This window comes from Nocardia sp. NPDC004711, from assembly GCF_053601595.1.
Window position 1 is genome coordinate 161,948 of sequence record NZ_JBSGCB010000012.1, and the last position, 19,499, is coordinate 181,446.

A 19,499-nucleotide genomic window follows, 5' to 3' on the forward strand; every position below is an offset into this window, starting at 1 on the left:
GAACACGTTCTATTTTGGCCGCCGGTGAGATCAGCCCGGCAGCTCGGCGGGCGGGTTGGGTGTGGTGATGGCCGCGGCCGCAGCCGCCGTGAGAGTGACATCGCCCGATTCGAGATAGCGCACGACCGTCGCGTCGACGGGCGAATTGCCGCGACCGAACGAGCCGTGGTCGGTGCCATCCACCCAGACCAGGGTGCCGTTCAGGGCGGCGGCCATGGCCGGACCGCCCGCGGCGGGGGTGGCGGTGTCGCGGGTGCTCTGCAGCACCAGCGGACGGGTCGCCAGGCCGGTGCCGTCGACACGGATGCGGTCGGACGAGGCGGGCCAGGCTCCGCAGAACGCGCCGGAAGCCTGCAGGCGGGAGAAGAAGGCGAAAATGCTCGCGCCGGAGACGAAGTCACCGATCGCGGCCGGGACCGCGGCCGGGTCCGGGGTTCCGGTGTCCTCGTTGCAGGTGATCGCGTCGTACATCCACTGGCCGGTCGGATCCAAGGCGGTCCGATTGGTCAGATAGGTGAGGAATTCGGTGTGTTGCGGGTCGGCGCGGTACCGGCGCATCCCCTCGGCGAGATCCGGCCACAGGTTGCGCGAGTACACCGCGATCGAGGCGGCGGCATAGGTCGGACTGGTCGTGCCGCTCGGATGCCGCACGGTCTGCACCAGATTCGCGATGCGCCCGGAGACCTCGTCCGCAGCGGGCGTCCGGCCCGGGACGGTGAGCGCACCGCCCGCACCGCCGAGCGCCGGATCGAGGCGGGCCAGCCAGCCGCCGCCCTGCGCGTCGACCTGCCGGACCCATTCGGCGGCAACGGCATTGCGTGTGGCGCCCAGGCCGTAGACGGAGTCGTTGCCGGCGATCCAATCGAACAGTTCGGTGAAGCCCGCCTCCCTGGCCCGCCAGCCCTGCGCGAATTGCTCCCGCCAATCCCACAGCGGGTTCACATTTCCGTCCACCACCAGGTGATCGACATGCGGGGCGAACACGGTGGCGTACGCGGCGCCCAGGAATGTGCCGTACGAGCCGCCGTAGAAATCGATCCGGTCGGCGCCCAGGGCCCGCCGCGCCGAATCCAGGTCGCGCGCCAAGGTTTCGGTGGTGATGGTGCGCGGATAGCCTGGATCGGCGCTCTCGCACGCGGATCGGTCGGTCACCGGAATGACGACCATGGTGGTCGTCCTGCACTGCAGTGGCGTCGCCCACCGCAGCCCGCGCGGCTGCACCGCGATCTCATCGAACTCCCGATGCAGGTCGGGCACTGTCACGTTCCGGGGCGCCCAGAAACCCAGCGCGTCCGCACCCGGCCCGCCCTGGCCGGCGAACAGCACCCCGCGCTTGTGCACCGGATCGCTCGCCGGAATCCGGCTGATCGTGATGTCGATGCGCCGGCCGTCCGGCACTGCGTAATCCATCGGCACCGACAGGCCGGCGCACTCGGCATCGCCCGCCTTCGCCTCGGCCGGGCAAGGCCCCCACAGCAATTCGCTGCCCGGATCGGCGGCCGCCACCGGCGCGATCCCGGTGGCCATCACTCCGCAGGCGGCCGCGGCGGCCGTCCGTAGCAACCACCGTGCCGAACGCACTCCACCCATCACTGCCCCTCCCCAAGGCGCGATCGAATCCGCCGCCACCCTACCTCGCATCGAACAACCATGTCCGGCACGGTGATTCCGCCGCACCGTGCCGCAGGCCGGACGGATCGGCCGGTTCGCGAGGTCCGGTCCGGGCAACCGGATCCGGGGCGCAGTGTGCGTGACAGGTTTGACTGTTGCGCGGGAAGTACAGCACCCTGTGCGGCTACTTGTGCTGCAGGCCGTCGAAAGCTCACTCCGAAAATCGGAGCAGGGTGAGTGAGGGGCGCAGCGCGCGCATGACCGGGGCACTCGCGACCCGGCGCAGCAGTGGGGAGGCCCATCGGCCCCGGCCGGGCGGCGGGATGAGGTCCTCGGACGCAACGACTCCCGGAATTCGAGTGGGCAGCCGGCGCGCCTGACGGAGGGACTGGCTGGACGGCATCGGTGGGGCGGTATAGCGGTTGCTTAGGCGCACCCTGCCCTTCGTCGTCAGCGCGCTGAATACGCGTGGGATGGAGTCGTAGAGGAGTATGCCGCCGGGGAAGTGTGCGGCCAGGTCCGCGATCAGCAGGTGGACCTCGGCGGGCGGGAGGTACATGAACAGGCCTTCGGCGGTGACCACCGCGGGGCCGGACGGCACTTCGTCGAGCCAGGACCGGTCGAGCACCGAGCGTGCCAGGCGGGTGATCCCCGGGGCCGGAGGTAGCAGTCGCTGCTGGGCGGCAACCATTTCCGGCAGGTCGAGGGAGAACCAGGCGGCCGCGGGTTCGCCCAGACGCCAGTACGTTGTCTGCAGCCCCTCGCCGAGTGCGACCACCGGCCCACCGGGGTGGGTGGCGAGGAAGTCGGCGATGATCTCGTCGATCACCATCGCGCGCAACGAGTGGACCTGGCTGGGTGGCCCGAATCGCTCGAAGTCCTCCCCGGCCAGTGCACGGTAGAGCCGCACCGCCTCGTCGTCGGCGTAGCCGGAATCCGCGCGTAGCGCCTCCTCGGCCCGGTTGCGCAGCGTCCACAACGCCGTCTCGGGCACGCCCGTCAGTTCGGCTCGGGTCATCTGTCTTCCCTTCCCACCGTGCGTGTTTCGCAATGAAGGCCGAGCGGGGGTGCCGTAATGAGCGGCAGTGGCCGAATCAGCTCGGCGGCTGCGCGTAAATTGTTGCCGGAAACAGTCATACGTGCACTATCCCGGCCGAGGTGTGTCGGTGGATTGAACAAATGTTCCCGGCGAGGACTGAACGGCTAAAGGCCCTCGGGCTCAGCGTCATCCGAGGCGGGCGGCGCGCCGTCGCCGCCTCGGATGGTCCAGAGGAGGCCGTCGAGTTCGTCGGGTTTGATGAGGACGTCTCGGGCCTTGGAGCCTTCCGACGGGCCTACGACGCCACGGGTTTCCATCAGGTCCATGAGGCGGCCGGCCTTGGCGAAGCCGACGCGGAGTTTGCGTTGCAGCATGGAGGTGGAACCGAATTGGGAGGTGACGACCAGTTCGATGGCCTGCAGGAGGAGGTCGAGGTCGTCGCCGATGTCGGGGTCGACGTCCTTCTTCTCGCCGGCCTTGGCGGCGGTGACGCCCTCCTGGTAGTCGGGTTCGGCCTGGGTCTTGGCGAAGTCGACGACGGCGGCGATCTCCTCGTCGGAGATGAAGGCGCCCTGCAGACGGGTCGGTTTGCTTGCGCCCATGGGCAGGAACAGGCCGTCGCCCATGCCGATGAGCTTCTCCGCGCCCGGCTGGTCCAGGATGACGCGCGAGTCGGTCAGTGACGAGGTCGCGAAGGCCAGGCGGGACGGGACATTCGTCTTGATCAGACCGGTGACCACGTCCACCGAGGGCCGCTGGGTGGCCAGCACCAGGTGAATGCCTGCGGCACGGGCCTTCTGGGTGATGCGGACGATGGCGTCCTCGACGTCACGCGGCGCGGTCATCATGAGGTCGGCGAGCTCGTCCACGATGGCCAGGATGTACGGGTAAGGGCGGTAGACCCTTTCGCTGCCCAGCGGCGCGGTGATCTGGCCGGACTTCACCTTCCGGTTGAAGTCGTCGATATGGCGGACCTTGTTGGCCTGCATGTCCTGATACCGCTGCTCCATCTCCTCCACCAGCCAGGCCAGCGCCGCCGCGGCCTTCTTGGGCTGGGTGATGATGGGGGTGATCAGGTGTGGAATGCCCTCGTAGGGCGTCAGTTCCACCATCTTGGGGTCGATGAGGATCATGCGGACCTCATCGGGGGTGGCCCGGCACAGCAGCGAGACCAGCATGGAGTTGACGAAGCTCGACTTACCCGAACCGGTCGAACCGGCCACCAGCAGATGCGGCATCTTGGCCAGATTGGCCGCGACGAACTCGCCCTCGATGTTCTTGCCCAGACCGATCACCAGCGGATGATGGTCGTTGCGGGTGCTCGTGGCCTTCAGCACGTCGGCCAGGCGCACCAGTTCGCGGTCCGCGTTCGGCACCTCGATGCCGACGGCCGACTTGCCCGGAATCGGCGCCAGCAGACGGACATTCTCGGTCGCCACCGCGTACGCGATATTGCGGGCCAGGGCGGTGATCTTCTCGACCTTCACGCCGGGGCCCAGCTCCACCTCGTAGCGGGTGACCGTCGGGCCGCGCACGAAACCGGTGACCGCGGCGTCGATCTTGAACTGCACCAGCACCTCGGTGATGGCCTCGATCATGGATTCGTTGGCCGCACTGCGCTTCTTCGGCGGCTCGCCGTCGGTGAGCAGCGACAGCGACGGCAGCGTGTAATCGCCGTCCACCTCACGGTCGGTGACGAACTCCAGCTGCTGCGGCTCCGGCGGCGGCGGGGTCTGATCGACGACCTTCGCGATGGCCTTGCGCGGCTTGGGCTTCGGCTTCTCCTCCGGCGCGGCGATGTCCTTGGCGTCCTGCAGCGGCGGCTCGCCGATGATCTCGGTGACCGCGTCGGAACCTGAGAACTCGTCGGTCGGATAGTTCTCCGACGGCGTACGGCCGCGGCGCTTGCGCACCTCGGGCCGGTGCATCGGGAAGCCGTCGACGTCATAGCTGTCGGGGTCGTAGAGGCCGCGTTCCTCGGAGTAGCTCTCGTATTCGTCGCCGCCCGCGCCGGTGCCGAAGATCTCCCGCAGCCGGGCGGGCACATCCCGCACCTGGGTGCCGGTGATCAGCAGCAGCCCGAAACCGATGGCCAGCATGAGCAATGGCACCGCCAAGAAGGCGCTCAGCCCCTGACCCAGCGGACCACCCACCACGTAGCCGACGAATCCGGCGGCGTGCGCGCGACCGTGCGCGTCGGACGGCGAACCCGCCGCCAGATGCCACAGACCCAGCACCGGCAGCCCGGCCAGCAGACCGCCCAGCACCAGCCGGGGCCGGATCTCCGGCTGCGGCTCGGTCCGCATCAGAATCACCGCGATGGCCACCGCCACGAACGGCAGTGCCGCCGAGGCGGATCCGGCCACCGCGCGCACCACGGCATCGACCCAGTGCCCGACCGGACCGCCCGCCGACATCCACACGGCCGCCGCGATCACGAAGGCGAAAGCCACCAGCCCCAGCGCGATCCCGTCGCGCCGATGCCCGTGCTCGATCTCCCCGGCCCGGCTGACCGCCCGCGTCGTCGCGCCCAGCCCCCGCGCCATCATGGTCCAGCCGCTGGTGACGCCCCGCCGAACCACCGCCAGCGGTGCGGTATTCGACCCGCGCCGCGGAGCGGGCCGCCGGGCCGGCGCCTTCCGTCCCGCTCCCCCGCGCCCCTTCGCGGGGGTGCGTGGGCTGCGAGCGCGGGCCTGTGCAGGAGCCTGCCCCCGCGTAGCCGCCGCTCGCGAACGTGACGTTCCGGTGCGGGCCTTACCTGCCATGCGTCCCAGGCTAGCCGCAACAGCACCACCCGGACCATCCGCAACACCCGGCCCACCCGAATCAGAAACTGTGGCGCTCACAACCAAAAACCCACGCCGACGGCGGGATTACCCGCCTCGAAGCGGCCCGAAACCACCCGTCACACCACGCCGCGCCCGGGCTGTACCGGCCCATTCGCGCGTCGGAAAACCGCCACGGCCTGCAGCGGGGCTGGATCAGCGAGTCGCGGGGAGGGCGGTCCAGGTGGTGAGGGCGGCGTCGAAATCGGGGATCTGGGTGCTGGCGGTGCGGTAGCACTCGGCGGCGTCGAGGGTGCGGCCCAGGCGGCGCAGAGCCGTGTAGCGGACCAGGAGATTGTGGGTGTGGGCGGCACCGCCGGCCGAGATCCGGGTGGCCTCGGCGCGTTCGGCGTGGTCGGCGGCCTGGGCGTAGCGGCCGGCGGCCAGGTCGGCGCGCGCGGCGCGGGCGTGGATCACCGATTCGAAGCGGGTGTTGCCGAAGCGGCGGGCGGTGACCAGGGCGGCATCGAAAAGGCGGGCGCCGCGGTCGGCATCGCCCTCGCTGCTGAGAATCCAAGCGGCCTCGGTCAGGCCCCACACCACATTGCGGCGCACCCCGGACTCGTTGTCGCCGACCACCGCCCGGGCCGCGGCGGCCAGGGAGTCGCGGTTGCGGCCGGCCGCCGAATAGGCCCGGGCGAGCAGCGAATACGCGACGCGGACACACTCGGAGCTGTCGGCGCGTCGGTAGTAGGTGAGGGCGGTCGCGAAATGCGTTGTGGCGCGGGCCGGGTCGCCGTCGTGCAGAGCGAGCACGCCCGCGAAGCCCTGAATCGCGCCGGAGGTCCAGGGATCGATATCCGGATCGTCGTCGGCGAGCAGCCCACGCACGTGCACGGCCGCCGCGTGCGGCTCTTCCAGTTCTGCGGCCAGCGCGAAGACCAGCGTCAGCCGGGCCCGGCGGGCGGCCACGATGTCACCGTCGGAGGTGATGGCCTGCACCAGCTCTTCGAGAACCTTGACCAGGTCGACAGTGGCGTCACAGGCCAGCCCCGTCTCGGCGACGGTCAGCGCCAGATCCGCCGCCAGCACCCGATGCCGGGGTGTCCCCGCGACCGCCAGCCGGTAGACGGCGGCCAGATTGCGGCGCTCGATGGTGAGGAAGTCGCGGGTCGAGTCCAGATCGTCGAGGCGGGTGCCGGGGTGCCCGGTGGGCGCGAGACGCAGCCGCAGGCCCGGATGCCGGACGCGCAGCACCGTTTTCATGGTGGCCAGGTAGTAGTCGAGCAGGCGGGCGGTGACATCGAGTTCGCGCTCGCGGTCGGGACGGCCGAGCGCGAACAGGCGCATCAGATCGTGATAGTGGTAGCGGCCCCGGCCGACCGATTCCAGCATGCCGCGGTCCACCAGCTCCTCGCACAGGTCCTCGGCCACCGATTCGACGGTATCGAGGACCGCGGCGGTGGCGGCCAGCGAGAGCTCGGGCAGATCCGCGACGGCGAGCAGCCGGAAGGCGCGCGCCGTGTCCGGCGGCAGTTGCTCGTAGCCCGCGTGGAAGGCGGCCGTCAGCGCCAGGTCCCCGGCCCGGAAGCGGTCCAGGTCATGGCGTTCGGCCGCGAGCCGGTCCGCCTCCGAGACCACGGTCCACTGCGGCCGGGCCGCCACCCGCGCGGCCACGATGCGCACCGCCATGGGCAGCAGGCCGCACAGTTCCACGATGCGGCGCACCGCGTCGGGTTCGGCCGCCACTCGCACCGCGCCGACGATGCGGGTGAACAGGGTGACGGCCTCCTCGGGTTCGAGCACCGTCAGGGCCGCGGAGCGCACACCGGGGAGGGCGGTGAGCGGGCGGCGCGCCGTCACCAGCACCGCGCAGCCGGAGTCCCCCGGCAGCAGCGGCGCGACTTGCGCTGCGTCGCAAGCATTGTCGAGCACGATCAGCAGGCGGCGGTCGCTGCTGGCGGACCGGAACAGCGCGGCCCGCTCGGCGACGCCGACCGGAATCTCCTTCTGCGCCACGCCCAGTGCGCGCAGGAACGCGCCCAGCACGTGCTCCGGTTCGGCCGGCGTCGCGCCCGCGCCGAACAGATCCATGTACAGCTGGCCGTCCGGGTACAGGTCCCGGATGCGGTGTGCCACATGCAGAGCCAGCGCCGTCTTCCCGACCCCGCCCATCCCGGAGATAGCCACGATCGGCCGGGTCGCGCCGAGCACGGCGCACAACTCCCGCACCAAATCCTGGCGGCCGGTGAAATCGGCTGTGTCGGGCGGCAATTGGGCCGGCCTGGGCGCGACGACGGCGATCGGCGCGGTCTCCGCTGCCACGGTGGGCAGCTCGTCGGCCAGGATCTGACGGTGCAGCTCCGCCAGCGCCGGACCCGGCTCGATGCCCTGCTCGGCCACCAGCAGCCTGCGAATGCGCTGATATTCCTCGAGCGCCTCGGTGCGGCGGCCCGCCCGGTAGAGGGCCGTCATCATGAGCCCGCGCAGCCGCTCGCTGTGCGGATCACCGGTGATGAGCGCGGCCAATTCGGCCATGGCGTGCGAGAAGTCGCCGCGTTGCACGGTGAGCTCGAGGAGATCCTCGGTGAGGACGCGATGCAGCCGCCGCAGCCGCGCACGTTCGGCCGCGGCCCACGGCCCGGGCACGCCGGTCAGCGGATCACCGCGCCACGCGCCCAGTGCGTCACGCAGCGCGACGTCGGCGGTCTCCAGGCAGCCGGCGGCACGCGCCTCGGCCGCCTCGCCACGCAACCGGTCGATGCGGTCGACATCCAGGTGCAGCGGCCCGTCCAGGCGATAGCCGCGCGCTTCCGACGACAGCGACACGGACTGCTGCACGGCCAGATGCTTGCGCAGCGCCCACGCGTAATTCCGGAGCGCGCCCACCGCCGAGCTCGGCCGCTCGGCACCCCAGATGCCGTCCACCAGTTCCTCGACCGAGACCGTGCGCCCGCGCGCGCACGCCAGCATGGCCAGCGCCGCCTGCTGTTTGGGCGGCATGGGCGGAATCGGCACGCCATCGGCCGTCAACTCGACCGGTCCGAGAACCGCCAGTTGCCAAGACATTGCCTACCACCTCATCACACACGGGCCGCTGCCGAGGACGCAAGCTACCGCTCGACGCGTGATCGTTTCATGACCGGTGGGCGCGCTGCCACTCCCGCCGGGCGGGCGGTCGCGACGGCGGACGGGTCAGACGCTGCGGTCGAGGGCGTGCACCAGTGCCACGTCGTCCGGAGCGCCGGTGGCCTCGAGCCGGACGGCATTGCGGCCGAACGCATGCAGCAGCAGCTCCGAGGGCGGCCCGGCCAGCACCACGGTGCGGTCACCGGCCTGGCGGGCGACGGTGCGGCGGCCGTCGGGCGTGGAGAGCGCGACAGTAACCGGCGATTTGCGATATGCCATGCGCGCCAAGCCCGTCAGCACCTTCCAGAGCTGGTTCTCATCGGCGGCGGGCAGCGTGCGCGGCTCCCAGCCGGGCGCGGCGCGGCGGACGTCCTCGTGGTGGACGAACATCTCGGTGGTGTTCATCAGCGAGTCGACCGGGCGCAGGAGCAACGGCGGGCCGCTGCGCACCTCGTCGAGCAGGTCGGCGAACGGGCGCTGGGTGACCTTGCGCTGCACGCTGTCCAGATAGGAGGCGAAGGGCTTCAGCAGGATGCCGGGGGCGGCGTCGGGGCGGCGTTCCCGGACGACCAAGTGCGCGGCCAGGTCTCGGGCCGTCCAGTCACCGCACAGGGTGGGCGCGTCCGGGCCGGCTTCCGCCATCGCCTGAACCAGGGCCTGGCGCTCCCGTTGAGCCAAAGTCATAAGGGGAACCTTAGTCGGGGATGTCGGAATGCGCACGACGGCGTTAAGGGAACCACCCGGTCCTTCATAAGCACGACAGTTGATCGTGATCGCGGCTTCCGGTTGTGCCAGTGCGGCCGGCGGCGACGCCGCGCTCGAGGACACCGCACAAAACACAGATCCGGGTTGGCGGCAACCTTTCCGTATCGGTAGCTTGATCCCTCGGTCCATAGGGTCGTGGATTCGAAAGCACAAGAAGGGCAACACTTTGAAGAAGATTGTCAGCGGCGCAGCCGTGATGGTCGCGGCCGCCGGCTCCCTGCTGGCCGCGACCGCGGCTCCGGCCAATGCCTACCAGGACTACTACTACGGCGCCATCGCGCTGTCGCCGTCCACGGGTCATATCGGCTACTCCTACGACTATTCCGACAGCCCCTCGGCGCAGAACGCCGCCATGAGCTCGTGCCCCCAGGCCGACTGCCACATCGTGGCGCGCTTCGCGAACGGCTGCGGCGCGATCGCCTACTCGTCGCGCGACGGCTACTACACCTTCGGCGCGGCCTCCTCGCGCAGCGCGGCCAAGAGCCAGGCGCTGGGCCGGAACTCCGGCGACGCCACCATCATTCACTGGAACTGCACCACCGGCTACCAGCTCTGATCCGACGGCGCCATTCCACAACAACGGGGAGAATTTCGTTGAAGCACACCATCTTTCGCGCGACCGCCGCGCTGATGCTGGCCACCTCGGCCTTCGGCCTGGTCGCCTGCAGCAAGTCCGATGACAGCACCAAGGCCGCGTCCACCACCTCCGCGGCCGCCCCCGCCGGCAAGTTCGACGGCAGCACCGAGGGCGATGGCAAGATCACCGGCGCGGCCCCCGCCCCCACCACGGTCGCGGATCTGCCCAAGCCGAGCGTGCAGGAACTGAACGACAAGGTCACCAAGGCGTTCGACCCGTCCATCGACTCCAAGACCAAGACCGACTGGATCGAGGACGCCGCCCTCGACCCCCAGCTGGCCCAGAAGCTGGTCGACGCCGCCAAGGCCAACAACGTCACCATCAAGATCACCAACGTCGGCGACCCGGCGAACGGCAAGCTCAAGGCCGACGCCGACGTCACCATCGACGGCAAGCCGGTCCAGAACGCCACGGTCTCCTTCGTCGCCGACGGCAGCGACTGGAAGATCGACCACAACTACGCCTGCAGCATCGTCAAGGCCGCGAAGCTCGATTCGGCCGCCTGCCAGGATAAGTAAACTCGTGTAGTTCCCGCCCCCGGCGGAGTGCCGTCTCCGGACGAGGAACCCCCGGGCGGGAGACCCGCCCAGTTTTGCCGCCCCCGACAGCAGCACCGTCGGGGGCGGAGCTGTGTTCGCAGCGGATTCGGCCGTGCGGCAAGCGAAACCGCCCGAGCAGCGGAATACTGCTCGGGCGGTTGGGTTTTCGGTTGGGTGCCGGGTCAGACGCCGATGACCGTGGGGACGATCATGGGGCGGCGGCGGTAGACTTCGGCCACCCAGCGGCCCACCACGCGGCGGATGGACTGGGCGATTCGGTGGGTGTCGGTGACACCCTCGACCGCCAGGCGGTGCAGTTCGTTCTCGACGAGTTCCTGAGCGCCGGAGAGCGCCTCGGGGTCGTCGGAGAAGCCGCGGCCGCTGACCTCTGGTGTGCTGACGGCCTTTCCGGTGGCCGAGTCGACGGCGACGTTGATGGAGATGAAGCCGCCCTCGCCCAGGACCAGGCGGTCGGAGAGGGTGGACTCGCCGACGTCGCCGACCGACAGGCCGTCCACGTAGACCTGGCCGACCGGGACGCGGCCGGAGATGGTGGCGATGCCGTCCACCAGGTCCACCACCACGCCGTTCTCGGCCAGGATGACCCGCTCCTCGGGCACGCCGGTGGCCACCGCGAGCGCGCCGTTGGCGCGCAGGTGCCGCCACTCGCCGTGCACGGGCATGGCGTTGGTCGGGCGGACCGCGTTGTAGAGGTAGAGCAGCTCACCCGCCGAAGCATGGCCGGAGACATGGACTTTCGCGTTCTGCTGGGTGACGACCGTGGCGCCCAGGCGGGCCAGGCCGTTCACGACCGCGAAGACCGCGTTCTCGTTGCCGGGGATCAGCGAGGAGGCCAGCACCACCAGATCGTCCGGGCGGATATTGATCTGGCGGTGGTCGCCGCGCGCCATGCGCGACAGCGCCGACAGCGGCTCACCCTGCGAGCCGGTGGAGATCAGCACCAGCTTGTGCACCGGCAGGTTGGCGGCCTGATCCAGGTCGACCACCAGGCCGTCCGGGATGTCCAGGTAGCCGAGGTCCTGCGCGATCTGCATATTGCGGACCATGGACCGGCCCACGAAGCACACCCGGCGGTCGTAGCGCTGCGCCACGTCCACCACCTGCTGGATGCGGTGCACGTGAGAGGCGAAGGAGGCCACGATGACCCGGCCCTTGGCCTTGCCGATCACGTTGTCGAGCACCGGGCCGATCTCGCGCTCGGGCGTCACGAAGCCCGGCACCTCGGCATTGGTGGAGTCGACCAGGAACAGGTCGACGCCCTCGTCGCCCAGGCGGGAGAACCCGGCCAGGTCGGTGAGGCGGCCGTCGAGCGGCAGCTGATCGAGCTTGATGTCACCGGTGTGCAGCGCGATGCCCGCGGGTGTGCGGATGGCGACCGCGATGGCGTCCGGGATCGAGTGGTTGACCGCGAAGTACTCGCAGTCGAACGCGCCGTGCTGGGTGCGCTCGCCCTCGGTGACCTCGATCAGGTTGGGCTGCAACCGATGTTCGCGGCACTTGGCCGCCACCAGGGCGAGGGTGAACTTCGCACCGATGACCGGAATGTCGCGCCGCAGGCGCAGCAGGAATGGCACCGCGCCGATGTGATCCTCGTGACCGTGAGTGAGGATGACCGCGGCGATATCGTCCATGCGGTTCTCGATCGGACCGAAGTCGGGCAGGATCAGGTCGACGCCGGGCTGCTGATCCTCCGGGAACAGCACACCGCAGTCGACGATCAGCAGCTTGCCGTCGTACTCGAAAACGGTCATGTTGCGGCCGATTTCACCGATGCCGCCGAGCGCGAACACCCGCAGGCCGCCCTTGGGCGCTTTGGGAGGGGTGCCCATCGCGTGCGGGTCGCGCGGGGCCGGGGCCGGCTCGCGATCGCGGCCGCCCTGCCGGGACCGGCCGCCGCCGCGTCGGGTGCGGTCACCGCCGCGGCCGCCACGGCCGCCACGCTCCCGAACCGGTTCGGCCGCAGCCGATTCCGTGCGCGGGGCGGCGGCCTTCACCGATTCCTGCGGCGCGGCGGCGGCCTTCACCGATTCCCGCGGCGCGGCAGCGGCGCTCGCCTGCGCGGCGGGTTCGGCCTGGGCCGGAGCCGGCGCGGGCTGCACGGGAGTCTCCGCAGCCGGGGCGGGCGCACCGGCGGCGCGGCTGGCGGTACGGCGGGGGCGACGAGCGGGGCCGGTCATGCAATCACCCCGGCCGCGCGCAGGTCCACCGCGAGTTCGTCGAGTTGATCCTGGGTCGGCATGAGTTGTGGCAGCCGTGGTTCCCCGGTCTCGACGCCGAGCAGGCGCAGCGAACCCTTGGTCATGGCGACGCCGCCGAGGCGGGCCATAGCCCGGTTCAGCGGGGCCATGCTGACATTGATCTCTCGGGCCCGCTGCACGTCGCCGGCGCGGTAGGCGTCGATCAAGGCGCGCAGGCGGTCCGGCACGAGATGGCCGATGACGCTGATGAATCCGGTCGCGCCGACCGACAGCCACGGCAGGTTGAGCACATCGTCGCCGGAGTAGAAGGAGAGCCCGGTCTCCGCGATCAGCTCGGCGCCGGCGCCCAGGTCGCCCTTGGCGTCCTTGACCGCGACGATGCGCGGGTGCTCGGCGAGCCGGCGAATGGTGTCGGTGGCAATGGGAATCACTGAGCGCGGCGGAATGTCGTAGAGGGTGACCGGCAGGTCGGTCGCGTCCGCGACGGCGGTGAAGTGGGCGAACAGGCCGTCCTGGCTGGGACGCGAGTAGTACGGGGTGACGACCAGCAGGCCGTGCGCGCCCGCGCGCTGCGCGTTGCGGGCCAGTTCGATGCTGTGCGCGGTGTCGTAGGTGCCGGCGCCCGCGATGACGGTGGCACGGTCGCCCACGGCGTCCACGACGGCATGCAGCAGATCGAACTTCTCGGACTCGGTGGTGGTCGGCGATTCCCCGGTGGTGCCGGAGATGGCGAGCAGATCGACGCCACGGTCGATCAGGCGGGCGGCCAGCGCGACACCGGCATCGACGTCGAGCTTGCCTTCGGCGGTAAAGGGGGTCACCATCGCGACACCTACTGTGCCGGACGCGTGCAGCTCGGTTCGCGTCGATTCACCGTTCGTCATAGTCAGAAGGCTACAGCCTCGCCGGAACGGGATTTGCATCGTTATACCCGAACCGCGCCCGGCGCGATGGCGATTCGCGTCAAGCGACCGCTTCTGGCGTCAGAAGTTTCCTTGAATGACGTCGGAGACGACGTCACACTGGTGTCATGGATCTCAACAAATACACCGCCCAGCTGCGCGAGAACCTGATTGCCGCCGCGGCACTCGGCGATGAGAAAACCCAGGCTACAGCCGCCGCCCTGGCCGCCGCCACCGAGAACTCCGCCCGGCTGGTCCTGCTGGCCGCGCTCTCGGAACTGGCCGCCGAGGTGAGCACGACTCTCCCCGACCGCACGGTGCACGTGTCGGTCGACCGGACCGATGCCCACATCGACGTGCGCAAGACCGCGGGCGAGGAGGAACACCCCACCTTCGACGAGGTCACCGGTGATATCAGCCGGGTGACACTGCGGCTGGTGGAGCAGATCAAAGCCCGTGCCGAGGAGGCGGCCGCGCAGAGCGGGCAGTCGCTGAACTCGTGGCTGTCGACCACCGTGCAGTCCGCGCTGCGCGACCAGATGAAGCGGGGTGGCCCCGGCCGCTGCGACGCACCGTGACCAATCAATCGGTGATGGTCGTGACCTTGCCGTCGGTGTCGATCTCGGTGCGGCGATCCTCGTCGGGGGCCGTCGCCAGCACCGTGGCCAATACGTGACGGCCCAGCGGCAGCACCCGGACCGTGATGCGGCCGGCGTTGATGGCGTCGAGTTCCCTTGTGGCAGCATCGATCACGCGCTTGCGCACCCATTCGGGGACGCCTGCGAAACCGCCATCGTCGAGGAGCACGACCTCCACGCCGCGCGCCCGCGCACCGCGGGCCGCGCCGCTGAGCTCGTCGGTGACCAGCTGCGGTGCGCGCAGGCCGTCGCGGAGTTCGGCTTCCAGCAGCCGGCATTCCTCACGTTCGGCGGCGGTCAGCTCCGCACCCTCGGCGATGCGTTCCAGGATCGGCCGGGCCACCCGGTCCAGACGGGCGAGCTGACGCGTGCGCTCACTGTCCGCGGCGGCCATGGTGGCCTCGGCCGCGGCCCGCATCATGGCGTCCTCGCGCAGGATGCGCAGTGACCGCTGCATAGGGCGCATGACCGCGGTGAACACCGAGATGGCGGTGACGGTGCCGACCGGGACCAGCGAGCCGACCAGGGTGCCGGGTTGCAGATGCGAGCCCAGACCGAGGGTAACCAGCACCGTCGCGACGGCGATGACGCCGAGCCACGCGGTGCGAATCCGCCCGCGCAGCACCAGGACCGCGAGGACATAGGACGAGGCGAAGGCCGACCACACCGACTCGTTCGGCAGATCGTGGGTGGGGGTCATGACCGTGAGGGCGGTGGCGACAGGCGGTGCGGCCGCAGCGTACAACGCCACCGGGATCGGCAGCGGGTCCACCGGAATCGCGGTGACCAGCGCGCCCGCGCTGAGCATGAGCACGAGACTCGCGAAGGCCGCCCACGGCGGCGACTGGCCGAAATTGCGCATCATGTACAGCGCGATGACGGCCTCGAGGATGAGCAGGAACAGCCAGGCGGTGCTGCCGCGCAACCCGAGCAGATCGCGCAGCCCGAACCGGGGTTCCAGGTCGATACCGGAGCTGTCAGCGTGAGCCATCGCCACCCCATACCAGTGTCACGGTGGTGCCCTCGCCCGGCTGGGATTCCACGAACGCCGAGCCGCCGGCCAGCTGGCGCATGCGACCCAGGATGCTCATGGAGATGCCGAGGCGGTCGGCGGAGACGGCGGCCAGGTCGAAACCCGCGCCGTCATCGCTGAAGACGATGCGAATGCTGCCCGCGCTGACCGTGGCGGTGACGGTGCGGCGCACCTCCCGGCCCGGAACGGCGGCGTGCCGCAGGCTGTTTCGCACCGCCTCGGTGAGCGCGGCGGCAATGGTGCTGGCCGAGTGCACGGGCATGCGCAGATCGTCGTAGCCGGGCCAGGTGCGGGTGGCGAAACGGACGCTCGGATTGATCTCCTGCACCGCGGCCCGCAGGAACAGCACCGCCGAGCGGGCGTCGAGCAGATCGGGATCACGCTGGGCGCCGCGGCACGCGTCGAGCTGCTCCAGGGTGCGTTCGGCCTGCCGTTGCAGCACATCGGATTTGGTGCCGGCCCGGGACGCCTCGAGCAGCGTGGAGAGCACGGCGTCGTGGATGAGGGCGGCGAAGCGAGCGCGCTCCCGGTCGCGGGACTGGGCGGCGGCCTGGGCGGCGGCGCGACGGCTGGTGATGGCGGATTCGCGGTCGACCCGGGCCGCGGCGCCGGTGGCGGCGGTGCCGCACCAGACGAACAGGGCCGCCAAACCCGCTGAGCGCAGGAAGTTCTCGGTCACATGCTGCGGGGTGACCGAGCTGAGCGTGTACACGGTGGCCAGCGCCGCCGAGGTCGCGGCGGCCAGCAGATAGATCACGGTCACTCGGCTGGACCAGGCCAGCACCGCCGCGGTGACCGCCAGCGCGGTCACCCGGTACGGCCACACCGTGGTGGCGTCCACGGTGTGAATTTCCAGCCCGAACGGGATGGAGGCCAGGGCGCCCAGGAAACTCAGTGCCGCACAGCCGCAGACGAAGCGGATGGCCCGCGGACCCGACACCGCCGACACCACGGCGATGATCGGATACCAGCCGAAGGCCAGCATCACCGCGGTCACCGTCCACCAGCCCGGCGCGTAGCGGCCCTGTTCGGCCACCTCCGGCAGTTCGACGCCGCCGACGATGATGCCGGCGATGCCGATGGAGATGCCCAGCCGCCGCATGATGCGGTCGTAGGCGGCGGTGGCCGGGTCCTCCCGCATGCTGAGGCGGGCGCGCAGGCGCTGGGTGAATGCCGCGAGGGACGGCATCGGCCGGGGTGCGGCCGGGGATTCCAGGGTGCCCGAGGCCGTCATGTCCGCGGATTCCGCTCGGGAACGGGCAGCCACCCGTCCTCGACGGCCCGCTTGTACAGATCGGTCTTGGTGGGGGCCGGGCGGCCGGCGTCGGCGTACTTCTGCCGGATGCGGCCCAGATAGTCGTTGACGGTCTGCTCCGACAGGCCGGTCATGCGGGCGACCCGCGAGGCCTTCTCCCCCGACGCGTACAGCTGCAGCACCTGCTGCTGGCGCGGGCTCAGCCCGACATCGGACAGCTGCGGGTCGCCGTCGATGGCGGCGGCCCAGTCGGTGGTCACCACCTGTTCGCCGTGCGCGGCCCGGCGTACCGCCGCGACCACGGTCGGCATGTCCTCGGACTTGCGCACCACACCCAGCACGCCCGCCCGGGCGGCCGACCGCACCAGGAACGGATTGTCCGCCCCGGTGAACACCAGCACCTCGATCCCCCGCGCCCGCAGCGCCCGCACATTGTCATCGGGCGAGGACCCGTCCGCGAGCCGCAGATCCAGCACCACCAGATCCAATCGCGGCCCCGCCGACAGCAATTCCGCCACGGTCCCCGCCGTGATCACCAACTCCAGATCGGCTTCCGGGGCCAGCATGGCCGACAACCCGATCGCCACCGACTCATGGTCCTCGACCAGCCCGATGCGTTGTATCCCCGACTCTTGCGCCTCCACGGCGGCCGTCACCTCTTCCCACACTCCCAAGTGACGTTCCCCGAGAACGCCCCCACGAGTATGACGGGCGAGCCGCCGAATATGTCAGCCACCAGAAATCGGGGGCTCAACCCATCAGCTGTGCGGCGATGGTGGCCCCCAATTCCCAGCAGCGCTCGATCTCCGCCTTCTCCGGCTTCGCCAACACGATCACCGGCGCGGCCGCTTTCTCCCAGCCGAGTCCGGTCGTCGCGCTCTCGACACTCCGTTCGGCCCCCTCGGTCCCTTGATTCCCGTGGATGTACAGCCCGTAGGGCCGGCCCCGGGTCGAATCCAGGCACGGGTAATAGAAGGTGTCGAATGCGTGCTTGAGCGCTCCGCTCATATAGCCGAGATTCGCGGGCGTCCCCAGCAGGTACCCGTCCGCCGCGAGCACATCACTCGCCGTCACGCCCAGGGCGGCCCGCCGTACGACGTCGACCCCTTCGATCTCGGGATCCGTGGCGCCCGCCACCACCGCCTCGAACATCTCCTGCATGAACGGCGACGGCGTGTGATGAATGATCAACAGAGTCGGCACGTCCCGAGCCTAACCCTCCTTTGCCGCCCAGCCCGGGCCCTCGGCCGTCCGGCGGCGGCCCCGATCCGCGCGTCGGTCGAGGCCGCGAGAGTTTGTAGTTCACATGGCGGTGAACGCGCTGCAACATCGGTCTGAACGCCTGAGCCGTTGTGGCCGAGCCGGTGTCGGACTCCATGTTCCCGCGCCTCGGCAATTGGCCGCGGCAGCGGCCGTGACCGTGGGCGATGACGGACGCAACCGTCGACCTCAGAGTTCGCTGCGCCTTCATCGAGGATTGCGGTAAGATTCCCGCATCACCGAAACACGTTCCAGCGAAACATATCTCACGAATGGACGTGTTCGGGCAGTGAACGCTGATCATTGACTCGAAACTGGAGTGCTGCTGGCGAACTGAAGACGGCATCGATGTATCCGATTGCCCGGCAAGTGGATACGCGCCACCAGCATTCCAGCAGCAATACCGACCGTTCTCGATCCTGTGTGATCGTTGCACCGAGGGTCGTGGAACTGGTCGCATTTCATCCGTCCATGGGAGCTACACCTTGGTAACTGACGTGTTCGAGGCCGCATGAGGCTGTATTCGCCCGAGTTCACCGCCGATCCCCGCACCGCGTTCGACCGGATGCGGCGCGAGCACGGCCACCTTGCCCCGGTCGAAGTGGCGGCCGGAGTCTCGGCGACGCTGGTGATCGGATACCGTGCGGCACTGCGTATTTTGAGTGATCCGGACCGCTTTCCCGCCGATCCGAGAGCCTGGGAGTCGAGCCTCCCCCAGAACTGTCCCGTCCTGCCGATCATGGAGTGGGGGACGATCGGTTCCGGCGCGGAGGAGGAGCACCGCACGCGCTATCGGCCCGCCTACCTCGAGACGCTGCGCGCCGTCGATCTCTTCACCTTGCGGCGTGAGGTCGAGGCCGCCGCGGTGCCGTTGATCAACGAATTCTGCAGTGCGGGAAAGGCCGACCTGCTCGGCCAGTTCGCGGTGCCGCTGACCGTGCGGGTGGTCAACAATCTGCTCGGCCTGTCCCCGGAGGTCGGCGAGCGGGTGTTCGACGCGATGGCCGTCCTGCGCGACGCCCCCGACGAGGAGACCTCGGACCGCTACAACCAGCGCCTGACCGGAGACCTGCTGGAGGCGGTCTCCGCCAAGCGGCGCGAACCCGGCACGGACGTGATCTCGCGGCTCATCTCGCACCCGGCCGGGCTCGACGACGCCGAGATCGTGGCGCAGCTCGCGGTCCTCTATGCCCGCGGCAGCGAGCCCACCTGGAATCTGATCGTCAATACGGTGCTGTTGATGTTGACGGACAAGCAGTTCCACGATGATCTGCTCGCCGGTGCGTTGACCGTGCGGGACGCGATCGACGAGGTGCTGTTCGTCAATCCCCCGCTGGCCAACTCCTGTGCCCGCTATCCCCGTCAGCCGCAGCTGGTCGAGAATGTGTGGGTGCCGGCCGACCACCCGGTCATCATCAGCTCGACCGGATGCAATTCCGATCCGGCGGTGGCGGGCGACCGCATCGGCAACCGCTCGCATCTGGCTTGGGGCGCTGGATCACGGTCGTGCCCAGCCCAATCCGTGACCCTGGTCATCGTGCAGGAGGCACTGGACCAACTGCTGGACGCGCTTCCCGAGATCGAATTGGCCATGCCCGCAGACCAACTCGAATGGCGGCCGAGCGCATTCCACCGCGCACCCGCCGCGGTTCCGGTGATCTTCCCGCCCGCCCTGCCGCTGGCCGTCCCGACCTCGTGAGTACCCCT

At 69.9% G+C, this 19,499-nt stretch carries 15 protein-coding genes; 4 read left to right on the forward strand and 11 right to left on the reverse strand.

Annotation, left to right across the window (positions count from 1 at the left end; translation table 11 throughout):
* Positions 1–30: 30 nt before the first annotated feature.
* From ACWEKS_RS14430 to ACWEKS_RS14450, 5 genes are all read right to left on the reverse strand, one after another.
* The gene (locus ACWEKS_RS14430) at positions 31–1,590 is read right to left on the reverse strand and encodes an alpha/beta fold hydrolase (protein WP_452340492.1); all 1,560 of its coding nucleotides are present in this window, start codon (positions 1,588–1,590) and stop codon (positions 31–33) included.
* Positions 1,591–1,822: 232 nt separating this feature from the next.
* Positions 1,823–2,629, reverse strand: a complete 807-nt coding sequence (locus ACWEKS_RS14435; protein WP_452340493.1) for a class I SAM-dependent methyltransferase — start codon at positions 2,627–2,629, stop codon at positions 1,823–1,825.
* Positions 2,630–2,814: 185 nt separating this feature from the next.
* The gene (locus tag ACWEKS_RS14440; RefSeq protein WP_452340494.1) at positions 2,815–5,415 is read right to left on the reverse strand and encodes a DNA translocase FtsK; all 2,601 of its coding nucleotides are present in this window, start codon (positions 5,413–5,415) and stop codon (positions 2,815–2,817) included.
* 216 nt (positions 5,416–5,631) lie between these two features.
* On the reverse strand, positions 5,632–8,484 hold the full coding sequence (locus ACWEKS_RS14445; protein WP_452340495.1) for a BTAD domain-containing putative transcriptional regulator: 2,853 nt from the start codon (positions 8,482–8,484) through the stop codon (positions 5,632–5,634).
* A gap of 126 nt (positions 8,485–8,610) precedes the next feature.
* A complete protein-coding gene (locus ACWEKS_RS14450) occupies positions 8,611–9,228 on the reverse strand; it encodes a TIGR03085 family metal-binding protein (RefSeq protein ID WP_452340496.1) in 618 nt (205 codons plus the stop codon).
* 247 nt (positions 9,229–9,475) lie between these two features.
* Here ACWEKS_RS14450 and ACWEKS_RS14455 point away from each other — a divergent pair, with 247 nt between their 5' ends.
* Together ACWEKS_RS14455 and ACWEKS_RS14460 are read left to right on the forward strand one after the other, a co-directional pair.
* Positions 9,476–9,865 carry a DUF4189 domain-containing protein gene (locus ACWEKS_RS14455; protein ID WP_379398493.1) on the forward strand — a complete coding sequence of 130 codons (390 nt, stop codon included), beginning with the start codon at positions 9,476–9,478 and terminating at the stop codon, positions 9,863–9,865.
* 38 nt (positions 9,866–9,903) lie between these two features.
* Positions 9,904–10,464 carry a hypothetical protein gene (locus ACWEKS_RS14460; RefSeq protein WP_364614829.1) on the forward strand — a complete coding sequence of 187 codons (561 nt, stop codon included), beginning with the start codon at positions 9,904–9,906 and terminating at the stop codon, positions 10,462–10,464.
* Between the two features lie 203 nt (positions 10,465–10,667).
* On the opposite strand, the gene ACWEKS_RS14465 is transcribed toward ACWEKS_RS14460, so the two are convergent.
* Positions 10,668–12,683, reverse strand: coding sequence for a ribonuclease J (locus ACWEKS_RS14465; protein ID WP_452340497.1), 2,016 nt, complete (start codon positions 12,681–12,683; stop codon positions 10,668–10,670).
* A complete protein-coding gene (dapA, locus tag ACWEKS_RS14470; RefSeq protein ID WP_452340498.1) occupies positions 12,680–13,588 on the reverse strand; it encodes a 4-hydroxy-tetrahydrodipicolinate synthase in 909 nt (302 codons plus the stop codon). The genes ACWEKS_RS14465 and dapA overlap by 4 nt, the downstream gene beginning before the upstream one ends.
* Positions 13,589–13,734: 146 nt before the next feature.
* Between dapA and ACWEKS_RS14475 the strand changes: the two genes are divergently transcribed.
* Positions 13,735–14,184 carry a hypothetical protein gene (locus ACWEKS_RS14475; RefSeq protein WP_452340499.1) on the forward strand — a complete coding sequence of 150 codons (450 nt, stop codon included), beginning with the start codon at positions 13,735–13,737 and terminating at the stop codon, positions 14,182–14,184.
* Between the two features lie 4 nt (positions 14,185–14,188).
* Here the strand turns inward: ACWEKS_RS14475 and ACWEKS_RS14480 are convergent, their stop codons facing one another.
* From ACWEKS_RS14480 to ACWEKS_RS14495, 4 genes are all read right to left on the reverse strand, one after another.
* A complete protein-coding gene (locus tag ACWEKS_RS14480) occupies positions 14,189–15,235 on the reverse strand; it encodes a hypothetical protein (RefSeq protein WP_452340500.1) in 1,047 nt (348 codons plus the stop codon).
* Positions 15,222–16,511 (reverse strand): sensor histidine kinase, encoded by a 1,290-nt coding sequence (locus ACWEKS_RS14485; protein WP_452340501.1) that lies wholly within the window; start codon positions 16,509–16,511, stop codon positions 15,222–15,224. Before ACWEKS_RS14485 ends, ACWEKS_RS14480 begins: the two co-directional genes overlap by 14 nt.
* A complete protein-coding gene (locus ACWEKS_RS14490; RefSeq protein WP_452340502.1) occupies positions 16,508–17,206 on the reverse strand; it encodes a LuxR C-terminal-related transcriptional regulator in 699 nt (232 codons plus the stop codon). The genes ACWEKS_RS14485 and ACWEKS_RS14490 overlap by 4 nt, the downstream gene beginning before the upstream one ends.
* Before the next feature lie 76 nt (positions 17,207–17,282).
* Positions 17,283–17,735 carry a flavodoxin family protein gene (locus tag ACWEKS_RS14495; RefSeq protein ID WP_357006853.1) on the reverse strand — a complete coding sequence of 151 codons (453 nt, stop codon included), beginning with the start codon at positions 17,733–17,735 and terminating at the stop codon, positions 17,283–17,285.
* A gap of 568 nt (positions 17,736–18,303) precedes the next feature.
* On the opposite strand from ACWEKS_RS14495, the gene ACWEKS_RS14500 reads away from it, so the two are divergent.
* Positions 18,304–19,491 (forward strand): cytochrome P450, encoded by a 1,188-nt coding sequence (locus ACWEKS_RS14500; protein ID WP_452340503.1) that lies wholly within the window; start codon positions 18,304–18,306, stop codon positions 19,489–19,491.
* Positions 19,492–19,499 lie beyond the last annotated feature (8 nt).

What these genes read in the sequence shown, in the direction of transcription:
- ACWEKS_RS14430 (WP_452340492.1), bottom strand. Translation starts at nt 1,590, where the DNA reads ATGGGTGGAGTGCGTTCGGCACGGTGGTTGCTACGGACGGCCGCCGCG.
- ACWEKS_RS14435 (WP_452340493.1), bottom strand. Translation starts at nt 2,629, where the DNA reads ATGACCCGAGCCGAACTGACGGGCGTGCCCGAGACGGCGTTGTGGACG.
- ACWEKS_RS14440 (WP_452340494.1), bottom strand. Translation starts at nt 5,415, where the DNA reads ATGGCAGGTAAGGCCCGCACCGGAACGTCACGTTCGCGAGCGGCGGCT.
- ACWEKS_RS14445 (WP_452340495.1), bottom strand. Translation starts at nt 8,484, where the DNA reads ATGTCTTGGCAACTGGCGGTTCTCGGACCGGTCGAGTTGACGGCCGAT.
- ACWEKS_RS14450 (WP_452340496.1), bottom strand. Translation starts at nt 9,228, where the DNA reads ATGACTTTGGCTCAACGGGAGCGCCAGGCCCTGGTTCAGGCGATGGCG.
- ACWEKS_RS14465 (WP_452340497.1), bottom strand. Translation starts at nt 12,683, where the DNA reads ATGACCGGCCCCGCTCGTCGCCCCCGCCGTACCGCCAGCCGCGCCGCC.
- dapA (WP_452340498.1), bottom strand. Translation starts at nt 13,588, where the DNA reads ATGACGAACGGTGAATCGACGCGAACCGAGCTGCACGCGTCCGGCACA.
- ACWEKS_RS14475 (WP_452340499.1), top strand. Translation starts at nt 13,735, where the DNA reads ATGGATCTCAACAAATACACCGCCCAGCTGCGCGAGAACCTGATTGCC.
- ACWEKS_RS14480 (WP_452340500.1), bottom strand. Translation starts at nt 15,235, where the DNA reads ATGGCTCACGCTGACAGCTCCGGTATCGACCTGGAACCCCGGTTCGGG.
- ACWEKS_RS14485 (WP_452340501.1), bottom strand. Translation starts at nt 16,511, where the DNA reads ATGACGGCCTCGGGCACCCTGGAATCCCCGGCCGCACCCCGGCCGATG.
- ACWEKS_RS14500 (WP_452340503.1), top strand. Translation starts at nt 18,304, where the DNA reads ATGAGGCTGTATTCGCCCGAGTTCACCGCCGATCCCCGCACCGCGTTC.